The following is a 25402-nucleotide window of genomic DNA, read 5'->3' as shown; positions in this document are numbered from 1 at the left end:
AAAAATCTATGAAACTTGACTCTACCGGTTTATCAGATCCGGGGCTTATTCGTGCTTATAATCAAGATGCCTACTATATTGATCCCACAGGGCGATTCTTTATAGTCGCTGACGGTATGGGTGGTCATGCAGGAGGAGAAGAGGCTAGTCGTATCGCTACTCAAGAAATTCGTTCATATTTAGAGCAAAATTGGCAATCCTCCGAATCAGCATCAAAACTACTACAACTTGCCCTATCTACCGCAAATCAAGCCATAATGCTAGATCAGCAAAATCATCCTCAACGTGCTGATATGGGAACAACAGCGGTAGTAGTTGTCATTCGTCCGGGAGAATCTCCTGTATGCGGTCATGTTGGTGATTCCCGTCTTTACCGTCTGCGAAAATCACAATTACAACAAATTACAGAAGACCATACCTGGATTGCCAAAGCACTGAAAATAGGCGATATTACTCCTGATGAAGCTAGAGTTCATCCCTATCGTCACGTTTTATCCAGTTGTTTGGGTAGAGAAGACCTGAATCAGATTTCAGTCCAACAACTAGATTTACAACATGGCGATCGCTTATTATTATGCAGTGATGGACTCACGGAAGAACTTGTAGACCATAAAATTACCAGCTACCTTCAAGACATACCTTCTTTAGAAGCAGCGGCCAAATCTCTTGTAGAAGCCGCAAAAGAAGAAGGTGGACACGACAACATTACCGTCGTCCTCGTCTCTGTAGAAACCTGATTTTCTAGTTAGGGCTTGCTGAAAAATTACCCATAGAAAACCTAGATACCAAACAGTGCGAAAAATGGTGGCTTTGAAGATTGGTTTCCAAATTCACCCCCTGATTTTCCTTAGAAATGCAAGGACTTTGACGCTCTAAATGCCATAGCCTTGCACTTTTTTATGCTAAAAATCCGCGAAGCCCTGATTCAGAATCGGTTGTACCTTTACTCAGCCAGCCCTATATATTGTCACCGTTGTTGATACATCTGACAGATTGGTTGATCAATAAGCTGTACTGCATTTAATTTGTATAAGTATGGCAGGCAAGATGCCCACCCCACAAGATTTAACCATTTTATGATTATACAACTTAGGTGGGTAACAGCTTAACCAATTTTCGGTTTTTGTAAATGCCAATTAGTTGATTGTTCATAAGCATAAGCTACTTGGAAAAGTTGCTCTTCTCCCAAGGCTTTGCCAACTATTTGTAGCCCAATTGGTAAACCTTGACTATCAAACCCACAAGGTAAACTAATTCCTGGTAAACCAGCTAAATTAGCGGGAATAGTCATTAAATCATTCAAATACATACTCAAAGGATCGGTAGTTTTTTCTCCCGCTGTAAATGCAGTGGTAGGTGCAGTGGGAGAAATCAAAACATCTACTGTTTCAAAAGCTTTTTCAAAGTCTTGTTTAATTAAAGTGCGGACTTTTTGCGCTTTCAAATAATAGGCATCATAATAACCAGCGGAAAGGGCATAAGTACCAATCATAATCCGGCGTTTCACTTCCGCCCCAAAGCCTTGAGAACGAGTCCGGGTATACATTGATAAAAGATTATCCGCATCAGGAGAACGTAAACCATATTTAACGCCATCATAACGGGCTAAATTAGCTGAAGCTTCCGAGGGGGCGATAATGTAGTAAGTTGGTAAACCGTAGCGGAAACTAGGACAGGAAATAGGATGAATTTCTGCACCTAATTCTTGCAGTTGTTCAATAGCTTTAGTAACAGCAGCTTCTACTTGAGGATCTAAACCTGCACCAAAGGTTTCTGTAATCACACCAATTCTCAATTTTTTGCCAACTTTGAGATCCGGTTTTAAACTAGCTGCATAGTTAGGAATTGGGACCTTGAGACTGGTAGAATCTTGGGGATCATAACCTGCGATCGCACTCAATAATATAGCTGCATCTTCTACACTGCGTCCAAATGGTCCAATTTGGTCGAGAGAAGAAGCATAGGCCACCAAACCATAACGGGAAACTAAGCCATAGGTCGGTTTCATTCCTACCACACCGCAGAAAGACGCAGGTTGACGAATTGAACCCCCCGTATCAGAACCCAGAGAAACCACACATTCATCTGCTGCTACTGCTGCTGCTGAACCACCAGAAGAACCACCCGGAACACGGGATAAATCCCAAGGATTAGCGGTAACTTGATAAGCGGAGTTTTCTGTAGAACTCCCCATAGCAAACTCATCTAAATTAGTTTTACCCACCATGACACCCCCAGCATCAGCTAGTTTTTGGGTAACGGTGGATTCGTAAGGGGGGACAAAATTTTCTAAAATCCGGGAAGCGCAGGTGGTAACAATCCCCTTGGTACACAAATTGTCTTTAATGCCGATGGGAATCCCCGCTAACAGTCCAATTTCTTCTCCCGCAGCGATTTTTGCATCCACAGCTTGAGCTTGTTTTAAAGCCTGTTCTGTCGTGACAGTGAGGAAACTGTGCAGTTTGGGTTCTAACTCTTGAATCCGATTTAATGCTTCTTGGGTAATTTCAACGGCAGAACGTTCTTTAGTGATTATCTGTTCGTGCAATTCGCGGATGGATGCCATAATTGTTATCTTTAAGGAATCAAGTCATTGATTTTAGCATTTCTAGGGCTAGGGATTGGGGAATTTGCGTCTCTACAGTAGATTTTTTGCCCCTCACCCAGAGGTGCAGAGACGCAAAGAGAGTTTTGAGAGTTTAGTTATAGTCCTAAAGCGATTATTGCCATAATTACAAAAAGTTGCTAACATTAAGGTATAACTAAAGTTATACCAAGTTATGAAAACAGCAATTTCCATTCCTGACCCTCTTTTTGAAGCTGCTGAACAATTTGCAAAACATAAAGGCTTATCCCGTAGTCAGCTTTATGCTGTAGCACTTCAAGAGTATTTGCGATCGCATAAACCGGATCAAATTACTGAACAGTTAGATGCTGTATATGCCGATCAAGATAGCAGTCTTGATCCATTGTTTGTCAGTCTACAAGCCCATACAATATCAGAGGAAAATTGGTGATGCAGCGAGGTGAAATTTGGTGGGCAGAACTGCCCATACCTGTTGCTTCTGAACCAGGATATCGTAGACCTGTTTTGATTATTCAATCAGATGAGTTTAATAGGAGTCGAATTAGAACTGTGATTGCTGCTGTTCTCACAACTAATCTGCGATTGGCCCAAGCTCCAGGAAATATTTTACTAACAACAGATGAAACTGGTTTATCCCAAGATTCCGTTGTGAATGTTTCCCAAGTAATTACTGTGGATAAGTCATTTTTAATAGAGCAGGTAGGACAGGTAGATAATAGCGCAATGTTGCTTATTAATGAAGGTCTTCGTTTAGTTCTAGCTTTATAGTCAGATTATTAGTAAACTATCAAGTCACTCTCTCAAATACAAATCATGAATATTAATGCCTCTATTATTGATCAACGTTTGCAATCAGTGATTGATGCCATTCGACAACGGGCTGCTGAAGAATTAAATATTAATGATGCTGGCAAACTTAAATCCTTGGCATTTGTATATTTTTGTGTGCAAACTATTCTAGATTTAGAAGACTCTAATACCTTTGATTGTTTGACCGAAGGTGGTGGAGATTTTGGTGTGGATGCCATGCACATTTCTGAAGAATATGATGGTGAGTTTACAGTTAGTTTATTTCAGGTAAAGTATGTAAATGATCTAGAAGGTAAGACTAATTTTCCTGAAAATGGTATCACGGCGCTCATTAATGCGATTCGATTTTTGTTTGATCCCACTGCAAAATTAGAGCATATTAATCAACGTTTACTGGCCAAAGTAGAAGAAGCCCGGAGTTTAATTCGGGATGGATATATTCCCCAGGTGCGGGCATTAGCTTGTAATAATGGCATAAAATGGAACGCATCATCTCAAGAAGCAATTGATCGATCTGGATTCGGTGATCAGGTGACATGGGAACACATCAATCATGAACATCTGATCAAAATTCTGCAAGCTTCTAAACCAGTTAAAGATACTTTGCAATTAAGTGGCAAAGCTATAGTTGAAGATATGAATTTTAGTCGGTTACTTGTGGGCAGAATTTCTATAACTGAAATTGCGGCTTTGATTGAGAGACACGGAGAACGCTTGTTAGAACGCAATATCCGCCGTTATTTAGGGCTACAAGGCAACCGGGTCAATGAGGGTATTCGGGATACTTTAAATAGCGATGAAAAAAACAATTTCTATTTTTACAATAATGGCATTACTTTAACTTGCGACAGTTTTTCCTATAACGCGCTGCAAAATGGTGATTATCAGGTACGAGTTGAGAACCTACAAATTATTAATGGTGGTCAAACTTGTATGACCATTTTTAAAACTCTTCAGCAGCCAAATTTCTTCGGGCAAAATACTCAAGCTTATGTTTTAGTTCGGCTTTATCAATTACCTACTAATAATGATGATTTAGTCCAAAAAATTACTTATGCTACCAATAGTCAAAACCCGGTGGATTTAAAGGATCTCCGAGCTAATGATAATCTACAGCAGCGGCTAGAAATGGATATCCAACAGTTAGGATTTAATTATCGCCGTAAACGCTCTGATACAGGCACTAAATCCACAGATATTACTTCGGGTGTAGCGGCTGAGGCGATACTAGCGGTTTGGCGACAAAAGCCTCATCAAGCTAAGTTTTTCACTCGTGAGCATTTTGGTAAACTGTATAATGTAATTTTTACTGAGCAGTTGAATGGCGCACAAGTCGTAATCGCTGTACAGTTGTATAGAATTGCTGAAAAGCAACGCAAACGACCAAACCCAAATGATCCTGCTTGTGTCCGTTATGCTTCGTGCTTTATTGCTATGCAAATGGGGCGAAGACTTCTCAAAAAAATGAATCTTCAAATGAAGGAAATTGACCACCGTAATTTTGAAGATGTAACTCAGTTAATTAATCAAAATGGGGAGAATTATTTCCATGATTCAGTGCGAGATGTTCAAAAGGCACTTCAGGCGCTTTACGGAAGCCAGGAAATTTCTTTACAACAACTTTCTGCGACTTTCCGACGCGGTGATTTGATAGAGAAACTTCAACAGATAGAAATTCATTAAATATATTCCTATGAATGACAAACTCCAGACCGAAAAAGACAATCTACAAGAAAACACTAATGTGGAAATAAGTCAAGAAACAAAACCAGAAAAGGTTTTATGTCCCCATTGTCAACGGACTGCTACAAATGGTATTAAATGTAAAGGCATTTGTGTGGCTGATAATGACTATTAAGAGGATGAATGGACAAGTCAACAAAGTCATAGAAAAACCTCTCTCCTACCTTTTGATAGGTGTATGTTTTTTACAAAGGGGACAGAAACAGGACTTACGCAAAATACCTCTCAAACCCTCTTTTCTTCGTTATCTTCGCTCCTTCGTGGTTCATTATTCCGTGACTTGTGCGTAAGTCCTAAGAAATTACCAAAAAAGTAAAAAAATGAAGCCTGAAAATAAAGGTGTATTGGCTGTAAACAAATGTGGTTAATAAATTGATTTAATATTTAATATCGTGAAATACTATCAGCAACATTCTAACGCCTTTTCTCCTCAATATCTCCAAGACTTGTGGGGAGAAATCCAAGCTTGTCCCTATTTTGCTATGAATAATCTCAATCGGGATTTTGTGAATACTAAGGGTTTTTCTGTAGTATTTCGGCATCATGGTTTAGTCGAAGTTATCCAAAAATTCCCTTATTTTAAGCCCTATTTAGATTTAGCACTTTTACCTAATTGTAATGCTTTTTATCTTAATCCTTTACTACTGAAAGCGGGTTCTCGTGTTGATCCGCATATTGATCGATCTTTGCGTTCCTATTGCAAAACCGTAGAACCACCTGCATTTGTTAGCGTTCTGTATGTTCGTGTACCAGAGGATATGCAGGGAGGAGAATTGGTGCTAAAATCGCAAAAACGCCAAGTTGGACAAATTAAACCCCAAACCAATTCTTTAATTTACTTTCAAGGTGATTTAACCCATTCTGTGAATGCAGTCACAACTGAGGGTAATCGCTTAAGTCTTGTTTGTGAACAGTATAGTTTAAGTGAAGCTGAACTTGAGGAAATACCACAGTTTACACTGGAGTCTAGGGTAAATCAAGGGAATAGGAAAAAACAAAAGAAGTAAGCTTGATCTGCTAATATAGGACTCATATTTGATTTTTTAGTGTCGTGAGCAAATATCAACTAACGCTATAATAAGTATTTGGGATTGTCCTTTGGTTCTATTACCAAATTCTGCATATCAACTTTGGATTGATCTCAAGTCCGAAATCTCAAATCTAAGATTGTGTTAACAAGTTTACAAAATTCCCTAGTTAAACAAATCCGCAAGTTGCACTCCACTAAGGAGAGAAATAAACAGCAGCTTTTTTTATTGGAAGGAACTCATTTGGTAGAAGAGGCTTGTACGGTTAGTTATGCTTTAAATGCGGTATGCTGTACCCCTCAATGGGAAATGGCTCATCCCCAATTATGGAAAGTTGTTTGTAATCAGTGCGATCGCGCAGAGGTTGTCAGCCCAGAAATCCTAGCAGCTATGGCCACAACTGTCAATCCTGACGGTATAGTAGCGATCGCCCAAAGAGACGGACAACCAAAAAAAATTCCTTTTACCGGTTTAGTTCTGGCTTTGGAAACTGTTCAAGATCCTGGTAATTTGGGAACTATCATTCGTACAGCCGCAGCCGCAGGGGCATCAGGTTTGTGGTTAAGCGAAGATAGTGTAGATCTAGATAATCCCAAGGTTTTACGGGCTTCTGCTGGTCAATGGTTTCGTTTACCTAAGGCTGTGAGTGAAGATTTGAAAGCCACAGTTTACCAAAGTCAACAAGCAGGAATGCAAATAGTAGCCACATTACCCAATGCCAATTTAACTTATTGGCAAGTAGACTGGCGTAAACCTAGTTTAATATTATTGGGTAATGAAGGAGCAGGATTATCAAAGGATTTAGCTGCTTTGGCGGATGTTAAAGTGAAAATTCCCCTCAGTCCTGGGGTGGAATCTTTAAATGTGGGAATTACTGCGGCTTTAATGTTATATGAAGCTAACAGACAAAGAATTTATGGGTAATAATGAAATTCTCTAAATACTGCTTATTTTTATGAGACAAGGGTTAATTTTGCTAGGTGCTGCTATGATCTCCATAAGCTTAATGGGGTGCAATAGTCTATTTACTCCTCAAGCTGATATAGTTGAACGGGTAAGTGATGGTGACACACTGGTATTAAAAATCGCCAATGAAAAAAAATTGACAGTGCGGTTTGCTTGTATTGATGCTCCAGAAATACCCCATTCTCAGACAGAAAAGAGGAGTAAAATTACTCAGGATGTGAATCAGTTTACTTGGGGCGTGAAAGCAAAAACACGGGTAGAGGAACTGATCAAACAAACAGACAATCGCGTTAAGTTAAATATTACAGATAGTGATCGCTATGGGAGAAAAATTGCCGAAGTGCGTTTAAAAGATGGCACGTTTTTACAGCAAGTATTGTTAAAAGAAGGATTAGCTAAAGTATATCGTCAGTATTTAAACAAATGTCCTAGCAGGAATATAGTACAAGAAGCCGAAGCGCAAGCGCAACAGCAAAAGATTGGTATTTGGGGTGATGGTAAATTTATTGACCCTTGGGATTATCGCAAAGCAAATAAGTGAATAAAGATGAAGTAGAAACTTAAAACCGTTTTAAGTATACTTACGCATGAGTTATGGGAATATTGCTAACTCAGTTTCCGGATCAAAAAAATGCAGCTTATCAGGTACAAGAGATAACCAAAGCTGCTCATCTATATTTATGAATCTATCTGAGGTAACTCTTACCTGTAAAGATTTTCCATCTGGATTGTGTAGCTCAGGATCAGAAATTGTCACAGATAAAAAAGTATCATTTCCTAAATTTTCTACCAAATCAACTTTTACTGGTAAATTCTTGGTAGCAGGTACACTCAAAGTTAAATGTTCTGGACGAATACCCAACATTAAGGTTTTTCCGTCATAAGGTTGTAAAGCATTTCCCCAAATATCTGGAAGAGTGAAACGAAAGTTAGCATGGATAATTAATAAAGGTGCGTGAAATTCCACTGGGATAAAATTCATGGGTGGAGAACCAATAAATTCAGCCACAAAGCGATTCGCAGGACGGTGATAAAGTTCTAAGGGAGGTGCGACTTGCTGGATCTTACCTTCTGACATAATAGCAATGCGATCGCCCATAGTCATCGCTTCAGTTTGATCATGGGTAACATAAATTGTCGTTGTTCCCAATTGATGTTGTAACTTGACAATTTGACTACGAGTTTCCGCGCGAAGTTTAGCATCCAAATTAGATAATGGTTCATCCATTAAGAATACTTGCGGATTACGAGCGATCGCTCTTCCTAATGCTACCCGTTGTCTCTGTCCTCCAGACAATTGTTTAGGTAAACGATTTAACAAAGCTTCAATTTGTAATAAAACCGCAACTTTTTCGACCCGTTCAGCGACAATTCTTTCCCTTGGGGAAATATAGCGTAGTTTTTTAGGTAACTTTTTCGTTAAACCTACCAATAGATTTTCACTCCATTGAGTAAATTTTGTTTTCCCTGCTTCCTGATCACCAAACTGACGACGTAAACCAAAAGCGATGTTATCATATACAGTCATGTGAGGGTAGAGAGCGTAATTTTGAAACACCATGGCGATATCTCTAGCTTTAGGGGGTAAATCGTTAATTAAGCGATCGCCCACAGAAATGTTACCACCAGTCATCACCTCCAAACCAGCGATTAACCTCAACAAAGTGCTTTTACCGCAACCAGAAGGACCCACCAACACCATAAATTCACCATCAGCAATAGTTAAATTAATGCGTCGTAAAACACTGACATCATCAGAACCGTCTGTGTGTCCCTTTGCAGATTCCCCACTGCGGGAGGGAAAGCTTTTATAAACGTTTTCTAATACAACTTTAGCCACGACAATTCACTTCACAACTTATTAATTTATAGAAGCGGAGAATTTCCACCCATACCCATAGTATACATTTTTTCTTAAAATCCAGATATCCGACTTCTCTAAGAAGTCGAGGATCTGAGTTCTGCTAAATAGGTGAACGGAAAAAAACTGACACAAGTAACGAACAGTAAAGTTGCTCGAAACCTCTTTTCTGTTCCCCGTACCCTGTTCCCTGACTATAACGACAATTTTTAACGCCAACCTACTTAAATTAATTTTAATAATTCTTGAATTTGCTGATTAATAATATTAACATCAAAACGTTGACTAGCAGTAATTTTAGCATGATTAGCAATCATCGCCGTTTTTGCAGAATCTTGAAGACAATTATTAATTACTTGCGCTAATTCTTCAGGTTTTCCAGGTGTGACTAAAAAACCATTAATACCATTTTCTACTAATTCTATTACACCTCCAGCTTCAGCAGCAATAACAGGTTTACCGCACAGCATAGCTTCAATAATAACCCTTCCAAAAGGTTCAGGTGCGGTAGAACTATGAGTAATTAAATCACACATAGTCATTAATTGGGGAATATCCGAGCGAAATCCCAAAAATTTGACTCGATTTTCTAACCCCAATGCAGTTACTTGGTGGTGAAGATTCTGCACATATTCCTGTTCACCAAATAAAGCATCACCAACTAAAATTACTATCACATTTTCTGGACATAGGGAAAGAGCATCAATTAAAATATGTTGTCCCTTCCAAGGAGAAAGACGGCTAAAATGTCCAATCACAAATTTATCTTCTAATTGGAGATTTTTCCTGAGATTGATAACTTCTAACTCATCAACATCGTAATTTTTTATATCAAAACCATTATAAACAACGTGAACTAAATTTGATTTTCCTCCAGCCTTTAAAAAAGCCATTTTACTAGCTTGAGAATTAGCAATTACCAAAGCCGCACAAACATTAATTAAATTAACAGCAACTTGTAGATTAGTTTGGCTAAAATGTTCTAAGGAAAGAATATCATGTAAATGATAAACCAGAGGACGACGAGCTAATAAACTAGATATTGCTCCGACAATTAAAGCCTTTTGGGTATTAGCATAGATTAAATCATAATTCTTTGCCCGTTGACAGACCTGATTAATTAAAGGTATGATTTGTCCTAAACTGCTTAATGCTTGTAATAAACCACTTTCTTTATTAACATTAATTGGTTGAGTTGTTAAAACCTCCACAGGAATTTGATGGTTTTCGAGTAACTTTCTAAAATCACCATCTGCAAATAAACCAACCAGAGCATTTTTACCATAAGGTTTAGCAATATCTGCTAAACACAATTCAGCACCACCAGGTTTACCACTTTGATCTAAAAATAGAATTTTCATACAATTTTCATGGAATTTATATAATCAATTTAAGCCAGGATAACTTGACGAACTTCTTGAGCGATATTGGTCCAATTATAATATTTAATTGTGTAATTACGACATTCTTCCCTAGAAGGTAAAGGAAGTTTACCTAACATAATTTGTGTTAACTTATCAGCGATACTTTCCACCGTGATTGATTCAGTAATTAAACCTGGAGAAAAGCCTTGTAAAATTTCTGGCATTCCCCCCACAGGGGTACATAAAACCGGAGTACCACAAGCTAAAGATTCAAGAATAGCTAATCCAAACCCCTCAAAAGATTGACTAGGCATTATAGTTAAATCAGCAGATTGATAAGCTAGAGGTAAATGTTCATCAGGTAGAAAACCCAGAAATTTGACATGATTTTCTAAACCTAATTCTTGAGTTTTTTGTTGAAGTAAAGCCTGAATATGACCACGGCCAGCTATTGCTAACCAAATGTCAGGAACTTGTATTTTAATCATAGCAATTGCTGCTAATAATTTATCAATTCCCATTCTATGAACTAAGCGACGGGAAGTAAATAATATTCTTCTATCACTTGGCCAACCTAGTTTTATTCTTGCTTCTTGACGTGATAAATTATTTTGAAAATGATCAATATCAACTCCACCAGGAATGATGTGAATTTTTTGCCAGGGAATTTGATATTTTTGATGTAATATCTGACCAAAAGCTTTACTAAGAACAATAAAGCGATCACACCGATTATAAGTGCTTTGTTCTATTAATTTTTGTTTTAGCCAAATACCAAATTTTTTATTAATTACTTCTTCTTGACTTTCGGAAGCCCAAGGACCATGAAAGTTAAAGGTAACAGGTATTCCCTTGGGTAAGATGTCTAAAATTGGAAAACTGTATAATGCAAAATGGAGATTAATTGCGTCAGGTTTGCCTAATCTTGTTTTTTTAAAGTTATCACGAATTGAGAATAGTCTAGAACTAATTTTACTATCTGGATTAGCTAAATTAGTTAACTTAATTTGTGTATTTTTTGCATCTGCTGGTAAACCAACTCCACACAATTCTATTTCATCTTTCTGTGCTGCTAATTTGTGAGTTAATTCATAAATATATCGTTCTAATCCTCCGGGGGTTTTAGGAAACCAACCCGTACCCAAGGTCAAAATCGCCGCAGATTGTGTATTGGATTTTGTATCTTTACGTTCCATTACCAAGATCATTTTTTCAGTATTATCTTCTCATACAAAGCTGGAAATTAAAATCAGCTTAAATCTGAAAAATATTTTATTTCTATAAGCAAAATATATCAAAAAAATATATTTAGAGTATTCCAGAACCTACCTAAGAGAATAAGAGTATTCCATAATGTAGTTATTTTTAAAGTATATTTTATTGATTTGATGAAGTTTCGATGAAATAATACACAGATTCATGTTTATTTGTTAGTTTATGAGTAAGAAATGTAAATTAGAAGTTTTTCAAGCAGATTACCTGGCTTTTGAAACATTTTTAATGGTTGATTAACTGATAATTAAAAAATTGCTATGAACAATAAATTATTTCAGCTTAGTGAAATTCGCCACAAGATTAACCAATATATTAATACTTTATTTCGGAGTAGATATTGGCGAAAAAAAATAATATTTAACATTTTTCTTGGTGTAACCTGTGGACTAATAGTCACATTCATAGGAATGAAAATGGATTTAGGAAATACGGCCAATACCAAAATTCAGCTAAAAAATAAAGTATCTAAAAGTTCTGAAATTACTTATACAACTTCCTGGTTAGGAAATACCATTGGTAATGGTAAATTGCGAGTACAAAATAATATTGAGGGAATGTATGTCAAGGATGATGGGACTATTTATACCAATAGTTATTGGGATGAAGCTGGTAGCGAAGCAGGAATTTATAAAGATGGTAAACCAATTTTTATCCTCGAAGATACACATGGTTGGAATCGTTTGGGAGGTAAAGCAATAACAGTAGATAACAAATATATTTATATTGCTATGTCTCAAGGGGGAATGGATCAAACCAAGGAAGATTATCCTCCCAAAGATCAAATTTGGTACTGTGTGAGACGTTATGATTTAAAAGGAAAACCTGCACCTTTTGAAAAAGGAAATGGCTGGGATAAAAGTATGTTAATTACCAGCAAAAGCAATCAAGTAACTGGACTAGCAACGGTAGATAATAAACTATTTGTTAGCAATGCTGGTGAAAACATTGTTCGGGTTTATAATACTGAAACCATGGAAGAATTAAATAGATTTACTCTAACTAATCCAGGACATATCACAGTTGATAAAAAAGGCAGTTTATGGATTATTGAAAATCAAAAAAGTGGGACATCTGGAAAAATTGTCAATTATTCTCAAACAGGCAAGAAATTACCCCAAGAAATTATAGATATTGATAAACCATCAGCATTAGCTATTGATAATCGAGGTAGATTGTTAGTAGGAGAAAATGGTATTAATCAACAATTGCTGATTTATAATATCAATAATCAACCAGTTCGTGTAGATAGTTTTGGCGATAAAAAAGGTATTTTTGGTGGTGTACCAGGAGAGGTAAAAACATCAAAACTCTACGGAATTACGGGAGTTGGTACAGATAGTAAAGGCAATATTTATATCAACAATAATGGTTTTAATAAATCAGGAACAGATTTAAGAAAATTCTCTCCATCAGGACAAATACAATGGCAATTACTAGGATTAATATTTGTAGATAATGCAGATACCGATCCACAAACAGATGGTGTTAATCTATTTACTAAACAAGAACAATATGTCATGGATTATAGTAAGCCGGCTGGTAAACAATGGACTTATAAAGCTTACACCGTTAATCCTTTTAAATATTCTCAAGATCCCCGTTTACATACATCACCAGATGGTACTTTTGTGCGTCGTATTCAAGGAAAACCTTTTTTATTTCTGACAGATATGTTCGGCGGTTTTTTACAAATTTATCGTTTTCAACCGAATACAGATGGGAAAATTGCTATTCCTGCGGGAATGTTTGTTGGTACTAATAATGAAGGTAAATCTATTACTGGAAATTGGCCACCCTATCAACCAGAAAAAGGAGAGTGGATTTGGCGTGATATTAATGGCAATGGTGCATTTGAAAAAAATGAGTATGATAGTAGCGAAGACTATCCTTATATGGGAGGTTGGTGGGTAGATAGTAAAGGTGATGTTTGGAAAACTTTGCGAATTAAAGATGGTATTCGTCGTTATCCTTTACAGGGAATAGATAATAAAGGAAACCCGATTTATAGCTATAGTTCGATGCAAAAAATTAAGACTCCTAGCATCTTTAATGACTTGCGAAGAATTGAATATTTTCCCGAAACAGATACTATGTATTTATCAGGTTTTACTATTGAACATCCTGCATTTGGTGACGACACTGGAGTAGTAGGATCGGAAATTGTGCGCTTTGATAATTGGAGTCGGGGAAATCCCACCCCAAAATGGCGAACTGTAGTTCCTTATGATACTACTGGTCAGCGAAAAGTCTCGACCGCAGCTATGAGTATAGCTGGTGATTATGTCTTTGCAGTAACAGTAAAAACCGCAGAGGTATATGTTTACAAAGCAGCAACGGGTGAATTAGTCAAAAAGATGAGTCCAGGTCCAGAAGTTGGTAATAAAAGTGGCTGGGTTGATATTCCCTACGGTATCCGTGCTTTTCGTCGTGCTAATGGTCAATATCTCGTGTTTGTGGAGGAAAATTGGCAAGGAAAGGTGCTTGTTTACCAATTAAACTTATGATATATAGCGTTTATTTTCTTGAATAAGTGACAATATCCCCGACTTCTCTAAGAAGTCGGGAATCTGAATTTATGTTAGTATTTTGACTTTTGATAAATTGATTATATCATGTCCGGTTGAAAACTTATCATATCTGTTGAGGCTGGTAATGGGTAATTGGTAATTGGGAAAAGGTAATACAATGATGAACTATATCGTAAGTGATTGGGCGGACATGATATTGATATTATTCATGAAAATAAAATTCAGGGAAAATATTGTGCAAAAACTTATTTGTATTTTTTTATCACCTTTATATTTTGATGATAATTTAATCGAAAAAATAAATAAGTTTCATAAAAGTTAATTATCATAATAATAGTTATTATCACAAACTAATTCCCGATAATAATCAATGGTTATCATAATTATTCTCGATGTACACAAATTAAATTTTGTCTTGAATTAAATTTAGAATTATGAATAGAAAGAAAGCATTAACCTCTTTAGAGAAAATTATGCCGAATAAACTGCTAAATCAGATGCAATATATTCATTGCAGTTTAGTTTCATGGTGGATTTTAAATTGGGGAAGTCAGCCTTTAAAATTTTCTGAAAAATCAGCAATGGTTTTTACTCCCCATCAAGATGATGAAACCTTTGGTTGTGGAGGTATGATTGCAAGGAAAAGGGAACAGGGAATACCAGTAGCTATAGCTTTTTTAACTGATGGTAGAGGTTCTCATGGTTTAGATACAGATACTCAAAATCTTATCCATATTCGTCAACAAGAATCTTTGACAGCGTTAAGTATTTTGGGAGTAAATAGTTCAGAGATTCATTTTTTGAATTACCAAGATGGTAGTTTATCAACGCTCAATTTAGAGATAAAAAAACAGATAATTACTGAAATTTCTCAACTGCTACAGTCTTACAAACCAGGAGAAGTTTATGTACCTCATCGTAAGGATTGTCATCGAGATCATGAAGCTACTTATAGCTTAGTAAAAGAGGCAATTAACCAAGCTGGAATTACAACAGAAATATTCCAATATCCTATTTGGATATTCTGGCGATCGCCATTATTTATTCTCTTAAAATTACAAGATATTGCCGCAGCTTATCGCTTTTCAATTACATCAGTAAAAGAGAAAAAACAAAGGGCTATTACTGCTTATCCTTCCCAAATTCAGATGTTACCCTATGGATTTATCAAGAGATTTTTAAATTCGGAAGAAATATTTTTTAAATCTGAATCCTAGTATTATCTCAAAAGAACATATTTTTCATATCTAATGCACTCTACTAATCTACTAGTTACCTCAGTAATGTTCAGATTAAATTAACCGTAAATAATTACAGTGGAGAAGAGTTAAATGCGGATTTTACATATTACTAATCATATTCAAAAAATCGGCAATGGTATTGTTAATGTAGCCATAGACTTAGCTTGTTTACAGGCAAAAAGTGGTCTGGATATTGCTGTAGCTTCTGTTGGTGGGGAATATGAAACATTATTAGCAGATTATGGTGTTGAACATTTTTATTTCAATCAATGTCGGACACCATTAAATCTGATTAAAGCTACTTGGAATTATCGCCAAATCATTAGAGAGTTTCAACCGGATATTGTTCATGTACACATGATGACAGGAGCAATTTTAGCGGGAATTTTTAGAAAAAATCGAGAATATCATTTAGTTTCTACTGTCCATAATGAATTTCAAGATAGTGCTATCCTCATGGGATTAGCTGACCAGGTAATTGCAGTTAGTAATGCAGTGGCTAATTCAATGATTAAACGGGGTATTCCACCTCAAAAGTTACGAGTAGTTAGTAATGGAACTTTAGGAAGTCCTCGACATAAAAAACTTCAAGATTATCAACCAGTAGAAATGCCACATCCATCTATAACTACTGTGGCTGGGATGTATACTCGCAAAGGTATTTATGAGTTAATTGAGGCATTTAAAATAGTTTCCATAGACTTTCCGCAAGCACATTTATATTTAGTAGGAGATGGACCAGATCGTCCTTTGTTTGAGGCTATGGTGAAAAATACAACCTTAAATAATCGCATTCATTTTGAAGGATTCCAACCAGAACCACAACGCTATATGTTAGCCACAGATATCTTTGTTCTGGCTTCACATTGTGAATCTTTTGGCTTGGTGCTAACGGAAGCGCGGGAAGCTGGTTGTGCGATTATAGCCAGTGATGTAGATGGTATTCCTGAGACTTTAGATCATAGTCAAGCGGGGATTTTAGTGCCACCCAAGGACATTCCAGCCTTAGCTAATACTTTGACACAATTATTGAGCGATCGCCAACGTTTAGATCGGTGGAAATTCCGCGCCCAACAAAATCTAGAAAGATTTAGTGCAGCAAGAGTCAATGAAGAAACACTAACCATATATCGTGAATTAATGAGAAAAGACAATATCATCAGAGTCATGGAAACCAGAGAATTAGCCAATCTTAATTAATTCTTTTTCGCTAATGTGCATCGCAATTCCTTTCTCATAATAGGCAGCTTCATTAATAAAGATCGGATAAACAGTAGAATTTCCTTGATAGAAAATTTCTTCTCCTGTGAAAGTCATAAAAATAGGATCACCAGGATGCAAAGGTTCATAATCCTGGAACTGAAGTTGGGGATGAATCATGGCCTGAATTTCCCCTACTTCATTTCTTGGATAATCAATCACACCAATTGATTTATAAACTGTTAGTGTATTATTTTTTGGCAAATCTTTTCCTTGATTATAGTCTTCAAAATAATCTAAAACACTATAAATAAGTTGTTCAGTCTGTTGAAATAATTCCGCATTTAAAATCCCTTGAGGTACAGCACCAACTTCAATTGCAAAACCCAAATCACACAAAGAACGTAGAAAACCACTACCTTGAGGTTGTTCATGAATATAAACCTTCACCAAAGGATTAATTGCACTCAAATCAGCAGCTAATTTGAGCAGGAAAGGATGCCAATTTCCCAGAATAATACATAATCCCATATTGGCAGTAGTTGTATGTAAGTCAATAATTGTATCTACAGATTCTTGATTTTCTGGTTGTAATATTTGTTGAATTTCTCGCGCCCTTAATTCTTCATAACTTGAGATATTTGAACTTGATAATTTATCTTGATTAAAGCAACGATTCAGATCCGTATCAATATATCTTGTCCGTGCAGCAATAGCTTTAGGATTACCAAGTAATGATAAAGTTTCAAAACTGCCTCGATGAATTAAATGGGGATATTGCTGAAACTTTTTCACCAAGTAAACTCCCATTAACTCATTACCGTGATTTCCGCCGACAATCGCCACCCGATGAATTTGATTCATAAATACCCCGTTTACAAGCAACTTAGCTATGAAAGTGAACACATTCTATCAGTCCATAGGCTTTTGTGCTGAGATGCTGCATAAATAATTTTCTCACAGTCCAGATGCCAATAGCAAGAGGAAGGGAGTATGATTAATGATGATAAATTCTTAGATATTCTTTAAAAACGGCAGAGAGAGTATATAGTTTTTGATCATTTTCTAATTTGGTTACTAAAAATCTTCTTGTTAATGATTGTAACCCTTTAATTATATCCATTGATGACAATGATAAAAGCTGTTTTATCTCATCTCTAGATATAGGTTGCTCATTTTGACTGATTTTTAATAATATCTCTTTTTCAAGGTTATCGAGAATAATTAAGCAGCGTTTTTGATTAAATAATTCTAGGGATTGATTTAATAAGCTGTTGGTATTTATATCTTGGCTATTTACGTTTAATTCAGTAAATATTTCTGTTTAAATAAAATTTAAAGAGTTAGATAATTTAAGATTTTTCCAGATATGTTCAGACCCAATAATTTGGTAAAAAACAGATTTCCTCTATCTTTTGAATAGTTTGAGAAAAAGATTGACTACGTTTTTCTTCTCTTTCTATCGCTACCAGAGTTTCCATTAAACAAATACTAGGAATAACAAATTTTAAGTTTTCTGAAGAATGATGGACAAAATCTTCTAATTCTTTGTTTCTTCCTTTGGCAATTGCCATAATTGAATTAGTTTCTAAATAAATAATCATAATAATTATAACTCCTCTGTTTTACCATCAAACAAAAGAGTAAATAAGCCAATTTCCTTCATTTCCTTAATGTAAGGGGGGGTTTCACTTTTCCAATGATAAGCTAAATCTCTTAACCATGATTGAGTTAAAGTTATTAAAGTAGATTGATAGATGATGCCTTCAATACGGCCTGCATCATAATGCTCTAAAACATTTTTAGTGTCCAATCTTGCTACTTCTGTAAAAGTCGGACTCTTAAAGATTCTCATGACATTAGAATTAACAAACATTAAAAAAGGAATATGCTGGTATTGTTCCATTTTTAAGATATTAATATTCGGGGAAGAATACATAGCGGAAAATCTCACATCTATCATCAAAATAGATTTATCATCTTTATCTTTAGCAGCAATTGCTGGTTGAAAATCAATTACAGTTGGAAGTTGTATTTTTAACATTGTATTTTACCTCTTGTTTAATAGTTCAACTACTTTTCAGACAGGAAATATTTGTACTAGATTTTATCACAATTTATCAAGAAAATGTGATCATAATAATTATAACTCCTCTGTGGTGTCATCGCACAAAGGAGCAAATAAGGCAATTTCTTTTATTTCCCCACCTTCAGGTTTTAATTCAACTATGTGGTCTGCTATAGTATTTATGACCTGCCATAGCCATTGCCAAAAATCCCCACATAATCATCCCTGCAATACTCAGCATCCCGCTATAAATAATTAACTGGGCGCAAGAACTGATACCAATAGCGCGGGCAGCACTGAGAAAACTATCAAAACGACCTTCTGTATAATTACTAACGGTAATTAGCATTAATACCAACCCACTAATATAGGGTATAGCACCAATCCAACCCAAGGTAAAAAACATATCTAAAATGCCGCTATCAATAACAACTACCTCTATTTGTCCAGTTTTTTCATTCACTTTCCAGATATTTCCAAAGCCGTTACCGACAACATTAGAAAGGGCTAAACCCAGGTTTCTGTCATAAGTTGCGGATCTATCTCTAAAACTACCATCTCGTTCGAGATTGGAAAAACTTTCAAATCGAGTGGTAATAACTTTAGAAAGCGGTTCGATAGTCACCAAGGGAATAACGCAGATTGACATTACTAAAATTATGGTAATTAATCGCATTTGAATTTTAGGTTTTACTGAACCAAAAATCATAATTATTCCTAGCAACCAGCCGCCCCAACTTGTCCGCACTTGGGAAAGTAAAAATGATAAATAACCCAGAGCAGAAGCAGGGAAAATTAACGGACCAGTGCTAGTAAATAATAATAGTAAACCAGCTTGCATTACAGTCCCAAATGGTCCGGGTGAGTGCAAGGTACTCCAAACTCGCATTCCAAAAGGGATAGGGTGTCCAGCGCTAGTAAACATTTTCGATTGGATTAGCCAATATCTATCCCATTCAGGAGCGACAACAAATTGATAGACACCGTAAGCACCAAGGATGAGTACACACCAAATAAATGTTCTTTGCAGATGTTGACGATAACTGGGATAATCTCGCCAATTAGAAAAGAGGTGAAAAGCAAAAATTATCGGACTTAACCAATCTAAGAAACTCCGAACTACAGGGAGTGGTTGATTGTAAATTAAACCTATTAAACATCCATAAGAAACTCCTATGGCTGCTAAGAGAAATGGCAGTCCCCCTTGACGAAGACTACTAGGTAGATGTTTTAAAAAGGTGAATATAGTCAGGAATACGACTAAATAAGGTGCAATTAACATTTGTCTGGTGGGGTCCCAGCCAATTTTATAGTCAACTAAACGAGTAATCAAGGGGGTGAGAAACCATATCCACCAGGTGAAGCCGATATAGTGGATGGGATGCCGTAAGTACAAAAACACGGCTACTAGAAAGGCACTGGCGGGATAAACGAGGCGCAAACTGCCTGTACTAGTAAAGTAGCAAGCTGCCATTAGAAAGATAAAACCAAGGATGATTATCCAACTTTGGGCTGATCGATCTTGGGGAGAAAATTGTTCTTTTAAAACAGTATTGAAAAGTAGTGGTTTAGAAATCATTTTTATCTGAATATTCTATAAAAAGTTTAGTTAGGAAATAGATCCCCAACTTCTTGAAGAAGTCGGGGATTTGGGTGGGATAGTTAATAGCCAAAATGTTGTTTTTTAATGTCAAATTTTTGAGAGTTCATTCTATATTTTTGATATCCTAGCCATCTTCCCTGCAAGGATGCAAGGAATTTTTTACTAGCAAGTTGCCCTTGTTTGGGAAATAATCTTAACCATTGACATATTCCTAAACTTTCCCTTGTCCCAACTAAAATTGACCAGGATAAAAATACAATTTGACGCAGGGGAGAAAAATGTTCTAATAAAATTAAGGTTTCGTTGTGAACTAAGTTAATTAATGCAAGGTCGTTGAAATTGTGGCGTTGATCTTCATCAAATCGTTGGGCTGGATAGTGATCTACTGCAATACTAGGATCATAAATCATTTTCCAACCGGCTCGTTTTAGGGTGAGAACAAAGGACATTTCAAAATGTACTTGTGCGCCTGTTCCTTTCATCCTGTCGTCAAAGCGTAATTCTCCAATCGCTTGGGTGCGAAAGCTCATATTCACACCTTTAAGAACATCAACCTCACGGGGTGCGCCAATTCCTAAATGATGGTTGCCTATAACGCGCCCAAACCATTGTAATTTACCAACAACTGGTTGGGATTTGTCTTCTAGTTTTCCCCCTTGATAAACCCAATCACGGCCACCAACGCCACCAATCTGAGGATCAGCCAAGAAATGGGTATTAATTTTAACTAACCAGTCTGGATGGGGGGCTGCATCGTCATCAGTAATGGAAACAATGTCTCCCTGTACTTGTGACAGTCCGGCGTTGAGGGCGGCGACGACTCCCGGCTGGGTAACGGTGACAATTTCTAACGGGAGGAGGTGGGGAGGGAATTGTCCGAGGAATTGCTGGGTTTCTGTGTCTGTATCTCTGACAACAACGATCGCCTGATCAACGGATTTAGTTTGCTGTTGCAGTGCTTTCAGACAGCGGGCTAGGTCTTGAGGACGGCGATAGGTGGGGATGAGAACTGTGTTTCTCATGGGTGATTAACTCCTCAAATATATTTAAATAGGTTTGTGCCATTGTTGACCAGCTATATTGTTCAGCAATAGTACGGGCAACTTTACCCATTTGTTGACGCAGTGAGCGATCGCTATTTAACAACCCAAGCGCATCAGCTAAAGCATTAACATCATCACAATCTTCTAAAACGATGCCACAGTCAGGATTGAGTAAATCAGCCGCACCAGTAGTAGTGGCAGTAATCACGGGCAAACCTGAAGCCATCGCTTCAATCACTACAAGTCCAAAGGGTTCATAACGGGACGGAAACACAAATAAATCTGATGCCCGTTGAATTTGGGGCATATCATGGCGATAACCTAAAAAATGCACTCGTTCACTAATATTTAATGCTTTTGCCATTGCCGGATAAGGGCTATCTTGAGTACCACCGACAACTGCTAAATGTAATTCGGGAACTTTTACCAAAGCATGAAGTACAGTATCTAAGTTCTTCCGGGAAATCCGAATATCGCCCGCAAATAAGGCCAAATTGACATTTTCAGGTAATCCTAATGCCGTCCGAGAACTGACACCGGGAGCAAATTCTTGTAAGTCTACACCATTAGCAACCACCCGAATTTGTGAACGAGGTATACCAATATTTACTAATTCTTGGGCAACTTTTTCTGAGACAGCAATAATAATTTTAGATTGGCAAAAAGCTTGTTTTTCCCAATAAGCATTAGCCGCAGTAAATAACCATTGATATAATCCGTACAAATCTTTACGGTTATGGGAAATATGCACAGGCGATTTTAACCATGAACCATGCACAAAATGTACAGCATTCACATCAGTTGCCCCCATAGTAATCGCGCCATTGACTTTAATTAAATCCAAATTAGCTCGATTTTTACGCAACCAATCGGCACTTTTTTTAGCAAAGATGAAATTGCGGAGAAATTCCGTAGGATAGCATTCTACTGGGATATAAATACAATTAACAGCACTATTTTCTGCTAACTCTGGAGCAATTTCACTAGCTAATAATGTCAGATGATGACCCCGACGAATTGCTTCTTGAGCTACTTCATAATTAACTCTTCCTTGACCATCACCTTTTTTAATTTTGTGAGTAACAATACAAATTTTCACTCATAACCTCTCTGCATTTACTAAATTATGAAATCTTCCAAATTTTATTCGTTAAATTGGTAGGAATAAAACTTATAGTTAAAGCTACTAAAGTTCGCAAATTGAATTTATTTTCACTTAAAGTTTGCCAAAAATAACGGCGAGCATCTGTGATTTTTTGATCGCGCAATAACCCAATTCCTAAAGTTGTATTAGCTTCTAACAATTTGGTTTTAAAGTAGGACTTAAATTCCTGTAACCGTTGATCTTCAATAAAGGTTTGATAACAGAATATCTCACTTTTACCTTTACGGATTTTTGCTTGAACATTGCGACTACCACTAAGCATAGTATCAGTTTGTTCATGCTCTCGATATTTGGTTAATTTTTCAGGAACATAGTAAACTCCATAGCCAGAAATACAACAAAGGTAAGTTAAATATAAATCCCACATTCCGTCAACTTCTACCGGAATATCATCCCAATTTAGGACACCATTTCTAATTACACAAGCAGCCGCAGTGGGAATACTTTTATCAATTAAGCCAATGTGAGTAAAATTTTCATGAACTCCGGGAGTGATTTTATCCCGTTTATAACTGCGGGTATTGTTTTCAGTTGCAGCTACATTAATTTTACTATCACCATCTATAATATATTGGTCACAAAATGCCAGAATTAAATGAGGATTTACTTCTAAATGTGGTACAAGTTTAGATAAAAAATCCTCATTCCACATATCATCATCATGGAGACTAGCTATATATTTACCTTGTGCAATTTTAAAACCATGAAACTGATTAGCTAACATCCCAATATTTTCTGGATGTCGGTGAAATTTGATGCGTGAGTCTTGAAATGATTCAACCAGTGCTTGAGGATTTTCAGAACTACAATTATCAGAAACGATAATTTCTAAATTTTGATAAGTTTGTTGAACAGCACTAGAAATTGCTTGTTTGAGATATTCTGGACGATTATAGGTAGGGATAATAACGCTTACCAGAGGTTCAGGAGAATTAATATTTAACATTAGCTCGAAAATGATAATTGCTGACAATTTGTAAACTCGTAACGGATTAATGATTGATTAACTAATATTAACTGTCAGATTTAGAACTTATTTTATACTGCATTTGGTGATATTGCCAAAGCTTACCTTTGAGTTCCAAAAGTTCTTGATATTTACCTTGTTCAACGATTCTTCCCTGTTCTAAAACTACAACTTTATCTGCTTTAGCAATAGTAGAAAGACGGTGAGCAATAGTAATTACTGTGCGGCCAACAGATAGCTTTTCTAGTGATTCTTGAATTAACCGCTCAGACATAGAATCTAAAGCACTTGTAGCTTCATCTAAAATCAGAATTTCGGGATTTTTTAGCAATGCGCGAGCGATCGCAATTCTTTGTTTTTGTCCTCCTGATAACCGCACACCTCTATCTCCTAATTGTGTATTAAAACCTTCAGACATTTCTAGAATAAATTCTAAAGCATTTGCCTGTTTAGCAGCTTCCTTAATTTCTGTTTCCGTTGCTGTTGGTGTACCATAGGCAATATTTTTCCCAACAGAAGTATTGAAAATAAATGTATTCTGACTAACAACTGCTATCTTGGAACGAAGAGAATTTATTTCAAATTTGCGAATATCAACTTCATCTATATAGATATAGCCGTCAGTTGCATCATGAAAGCGAGGAATTAAATCTGCAAGCGTAGTTTTTCCAGCCCCAGATGAACCAACAAGAGCCGTCACTTCACCCTGTTTAATTGAGAGAGTAATATTATGTAAAACTCGTTGATTAGAACTATAATCGAAATCTACAGATACTAAATCAATTGATCTTTTTAAACCTGGAAATCTCAATGTGCCATTTTGAAAGTAGATTTTATCATCAGTTTTTAACAAATTTTTGATATTTTCTACTGCTCCTGCTTGGGTACTTAAAAAAGCTACAACTCCATTCAAATCTTGAGTCATAGGGATAATGCGAAACAGTACAAAAAAGAAAGTTAATAAAGCCGAAACTTTCATTAAGCCTGTGACGAGAGCCACAATAATCATACTAATTAGAATTAGTGTAGATATACTCTCAGCCAAAGGCTTAACCATCAAAGAAATCCAATAAACACTTTTCCAAGTATTAACTATTTTTTCACTGGCTTGATAATACCGTTTTCGCTCAAATTCTTGAGTAGAGAAAGCATGAATTGTGCGAATACCTTCGATAAACTCTAGCACCCTAGCAGTAAAATTATCATTAGCCGTAGTAATAGCAAAACTACGTTCTCTAATTTGTTTATTGAGTGTGGATAATGCCACCGCTAAAAGACTAAATAGCAAAATAGAAACTATAGTAAGTTTCCATGAAAGAATAAATAAGGAAACAGAATAGACAATGAGTGTAAAACTTCTAGTAATTAAAAAAGCTAGTCCACCAAAAATCTGCCTAATTCTCTCCATTTCACTGGTAAGAATATTAACTAAATCTCCAGATTTTTTATGATTAAAATAACTGAGACTTTGAGCAGATAACTGTTGAAAAATTCGTTGTCGGAGATTATCTACTAAACTTATTTCACTAAACTGGATGCAAATCTGTCCTATATAATTAAAGGATGCTCGCATACAAGTTGTAACAACAATTAAAGCTGATATGCGATATAATCTTTCCGTTGCTGAAGCATTAATTCCTAAGATCAAAATATCAAACCAGTCCATTCCTGTTTTCACAGGTTCAGAGCCAGGAGTGGTTAAGCTTTGCAGAAATACCAGCAAAAATCCTAAACCAAACCCTTCAAAACTTGCAGCTAAAGCCGAAAATACTACAGCTAAAATTGCCACCAATCGAAAGTGTTTAAATTCTCGTAATATTAAGCGATTATTTTGCCAAAAATTTGTAGCCTGGAAGATTTTCACGGTTGAAGGTATGAATTTGGAAGTCATAAAAATTTTGGCCAATAATTTTGATAATTAAGCACAGAAGCATCAATTAGAAGAAAATACAT

The 25402-nt window shown here is 36.3% G+C and carries 23 protein-coding genes; 11 read left to right on the top strand and 12 right to left on the bottom strand.

What is annotated here, in order from left to right; all coding sequences use genetic code 11:
• The first annotated feature begins 8 nt into the window (after positions 1–8).
• Positions 9–737: a protein phosphatase 2C domain-containing protein gene (locus tag H6G25_RS14700; protein WP_190393132.1), complete on the top strand. Its 729-nt coding sequence runs from the start codon at positions 9–11 to the stop codon at positions 735–737.
• Between the two features lie 368 nt (positions 738–1105).
• Here the strand turns inward: H6G25_RS14700 and gatA are convergent, their stop codons facing one another.
• Positions 1106–2566 carry an Asp-tRNA(Asn)/Glu-tRNA(Gln) amidotransferase subunit GatA gene (gene gatA, locus H6G25_RS14695; protein ID WP_190393131.1) on the bottom strand — a complete coding sequence of 487 codons (1461 nt, stop codon included), beginning with the start codon at positions 2564–2566 and terminating at the stop codon, positions 1106–1108.
• Positions 2567–2780: 214 nt separating this feature from the next.
• Here gatA and H6G25_RS14690 point away from each other — a divergent pair, with 214 nt between their 5' ends.
• The 7 genes from H6G25_RS14690 to H6G25_RS14660 all read left to right on the top strand — a co-directional run bounded on the left by H6G25_RS14690 (position 2781) and on the right by H6G25_RS14660 (position 7675).
• Positions 2781–3017 (top strand): ChpI protein, encoded by a 237-nt coding sequence (locus H6G25_RS14690; protein WP_190393130.1) that lies wholly within the window; start codon positions 2781–2783, stop codon positions 3015–3017.
• Positions 3017–3355 carry a type II toxin-antitoxin system PemK/MazF family toxin gene (locus tag H6G25_RS14685; protein WP_137908845.1) on the top strand — a complete coding sequence of 113 codons (339 nt, stop codon included), beginning with the start codon at positions 3017–3019 and terminating at the stop codon, positions 3353–3355. Before H6G25_RS14690 ends, H6G25_RS14685 begins: the two co-directional genes overlap by 1 nt.
• A gap of 45 nt (positions 3356–3400) precedes the next feature.
• A complete protein-coding gene (locus H6G25_RS14680) occupies positions 3401–5080 on the top strand; it encodes an AIPR family protein (RefSeq protein WP_190393128.1) in 1680 nt (559 codons plus the stop codon).
• 10 nt (positions 5081–5090) lie between these two features.
• Positions 5091–5255 (top strand): hypothetical protein, encoded by a 165-nt coding sequence (locus H6G25_RS14675; RefSeq protein WP_190393127.1) that lies wholly within the window; start codon positions 5091–5093, stop codon positions 5253–5255.
• Between the two features lie 277 nt (positions 5256–5532).
• The gene (locus tag H6G25_RS14670) at positions 5533–6147 is read left to right on the top strand and encodes a 2OG-Fe(II) oxygenase (RefSeq protein ID WP_190393126.1); all 615 of its coding nucleotides are present in this window, start codon (positions 5533–5535) and stop codon (positions 6145–6147) included.
• A 162-nt stretch (positions 6148–6309) separates the two neighbouring features.
• Positions 6310–7092 carry an RNA methyltransferase gene (locus tag H6G25_RS14665; protein WP_190393125.1) on the top strand — a complete coding sequence of 261 codons (783 nt, stop codon included), beginning with the start codon at positions 6310–6312 and terminating at the stop codon, positions 7090–7092.
• 64 nt (positions 7093–7156) lie between these two features.
• A complete protein-coding gene (locus tag H6G25_RS14660) occupies positions 7157–7675 on the top strand; it encodes a thermonuclease family protein (RefSeq protein WP_242034977.1) in 519 nt (172 codons plus the stop codon).
• 51 nt (positions 7676–7726) lie between these two features.
• On the opposite strand, the gene H6G25_RS14655 is transcribed toward H6G25_RS14660, so the two are convergent.
• From H6G25_RS14655 to H6G25_RS14645, 3 genes are all read right to left on the bottom strand, one after another.
• The gene (locus tag H6G25_RS14655) at positions 7727–8974 is read right to left on the bottom strand and encodes an ATP-binding cassette domain-containing protein (RefSeq protein WP_190393124.1); all 1248 of its coding nucleotides are present in this window, start codon (positions 8972–8974) and stop codon (positions 7727–7729) included.
• Between the two features lie 245 nt (positions 8975–9219).
• Positions 9220–10356: a glycosyltransferase family 4 protein gene (locus H6G25_RS14650; protein WP_190393123.1), complete on the bottom strand. Its 1137-nt coding sequence runs from the start codon at positions 10354–10356 to the stop codon at positions 9220–9222.
• A gap of 29 nt (positions 10357–10385) precedes the next feature.
• Positions 10386–11555 carry a glycosyltransferase family 4 protein gene (locus H6G25_RS14645; RefSeq protein WP_190393122.1) on the bottom strand — a complete coding sequence of 390 codons (1170 nt, stop codon included), beginning with the start codon at positions 11553–11555 and terminating at the stop codon, positions 10386–10388.
• A 336-nt stretch (positions 11556–11891) separates the two neighbouring features.
• Here H6G25_RS14645 and H6G25_RS14640 point away from each other — a divergent pair, with 336 nt between their 5' ends.
• The 3 genes from H6G25_RS14640 to H6G25_RS14630 all read left to right on the top strand — a co-directional run bounded on the left by H6G25_RS14640 (position 11892) and on the right by H6G25_RS14630 (position 16603).
• Positions 11892–14138 (top strand): hypothetical protein, encoded by a 2247-nt coding sequence (locus tag H6G25_RS14640; RefSeq protein WP_190393121.1) that lies wholly within the window; start codon positions 11892–11894, stop codon positions 14136–14138.
• A 458-nt stretch (positions 14139–14596) separates the two neighbouring features.
• On the top strand, positions 14597–15379 hold the full coding sequence (locus H6G25_RS14635) for a PIG-L family deacetylase (protein WP_190393120.1): 783 nt from the start codon (positions 14597–14599) through the stop codon (positions 15377–15379).
• A gap of 114 nt (positions 15380–15493) precedes the next feature.
• Positions 15494–16603, top strand: a complete 1110-nt coding sequence (locus tag H6G25_RS14630) for a glycosyltransferase family 4 protein (protein WP_190393119.1) — start codon at positions 15494–15496, stop codon at positions 16601–16603.
• On the opposite strand, the gene H6G25_RS14625 is transcribed toward H6G25_RS14630, so the two are convergent.
• From H6G25_RS14625 to hepA, 8 genes are all read right to left on the bottom strand, one after another.
• Positions 16586–17467, bottom strand: a complete 882-nt coding sequence (locus H6G25_RS14625; protein WP_190393118.1) for an aspartoacylase — start codon at positions 17465–17467, stop codon at positions 16586–16588. The two genes, H6G25_RS14630 and H6G25_RS14625, sit on opposite strands and share 18 nt — an antisense overlap.
• Before the next feature lie 509 nt (positions 17468–17976).
• Positions 17977–18207 (bottom strand): PIN domain-containing protein, encoded by a 231-nt coding sequence (locus tag H6G25_RS14620; RefSeq protein ID WP_190393117.1) that lies wholly within the window; start codon positions 18205–18207, stop codon positions 17977–17979.
• Positions 18208–18212: 5 nt separating this feature from the next.
• Positions 18213–18647: a hypothetical protein gene (locus H6G25_RS14615; RefSeq protein WP_190393116.1), complete on the bottom strand. Its 435-nt coding sequence runs from the start codon at positions 18645–18647 to the stop codon at positions 18213–18215.
• A 178-nt stretch (positions 18648–18825) separates the two neighbouring features.
• On the bottom strand, positions 18826–20250 hold the full coding sequence (locus tag H6G25_RS14610) for an O-antigen ligase family protein (RefSeq protein ID WP_190393115.1): 1425 nt from the start codon (positions 20248–20250) through the stop codon (positions 18826–18828).
• 83 nt (positions 20251–20333) lie between these two features.
• Positions 20334–21296 (bottom strand): glycosyltransferase, encoded by a 963-nt coding sequence (locus H6G25_RS14605; protein WP_190393114.1) that lies wholly within the window; start codon positions 21294–21296, stop codon positions 20334–20336.
• A complete protein-coding gene (locus H6G25_RS14600) occupies positions 21214–22416 on the bottom strand; it encodes a glycosyltransferase (protein ID WP_190393113.1) in 1203 nt (400 codons plus the stop codon). The genes H6G25_RS14605 and H6G25_RS14600 overlap by 83 nt, the downstream gene beginning before the upstream one ends.
• A gap of 25 nt (positions 22417–22441) precedes the next feature.
• Positions 22442–23428 (bottom strand): glycosyltransferase family 2 protein, encoded by a 987-nt coding sequence (locus H6G25_RS14595; protein WP_190393112.1) that lies wholly within the window; start codon positions 23426–23428, stop codon positions 22442–22444.
• Positions 23429–23495: 67 nt separating this feature from the next.
• Positions 23496–25340 (bottom strand): heterocyst formation ABC transporter subunit HepA, encoded by a 1845-nt coding sequence (gene hepA / locus H6G25_RS14590; RefSeq protein WP_190393111.1) that lies wholly within the window; start codon positions 25338–25340, stop codon positions 23496–23498.
• Positions 25341–25402: the final 62 nt, after the last annotated feature.

This window comes from Dolichospermum sp. FACHB-1091, from assembly GCF_014697585.1.
GTDB lineage: Bacteria > Cyanobacteriota > Cyanobacteriia > Cyanobacteriales > Nostocaceae > Dolichospermum.
This window is presented reverse-complemented; position numbering and strand designations above follow the sequence as displayed.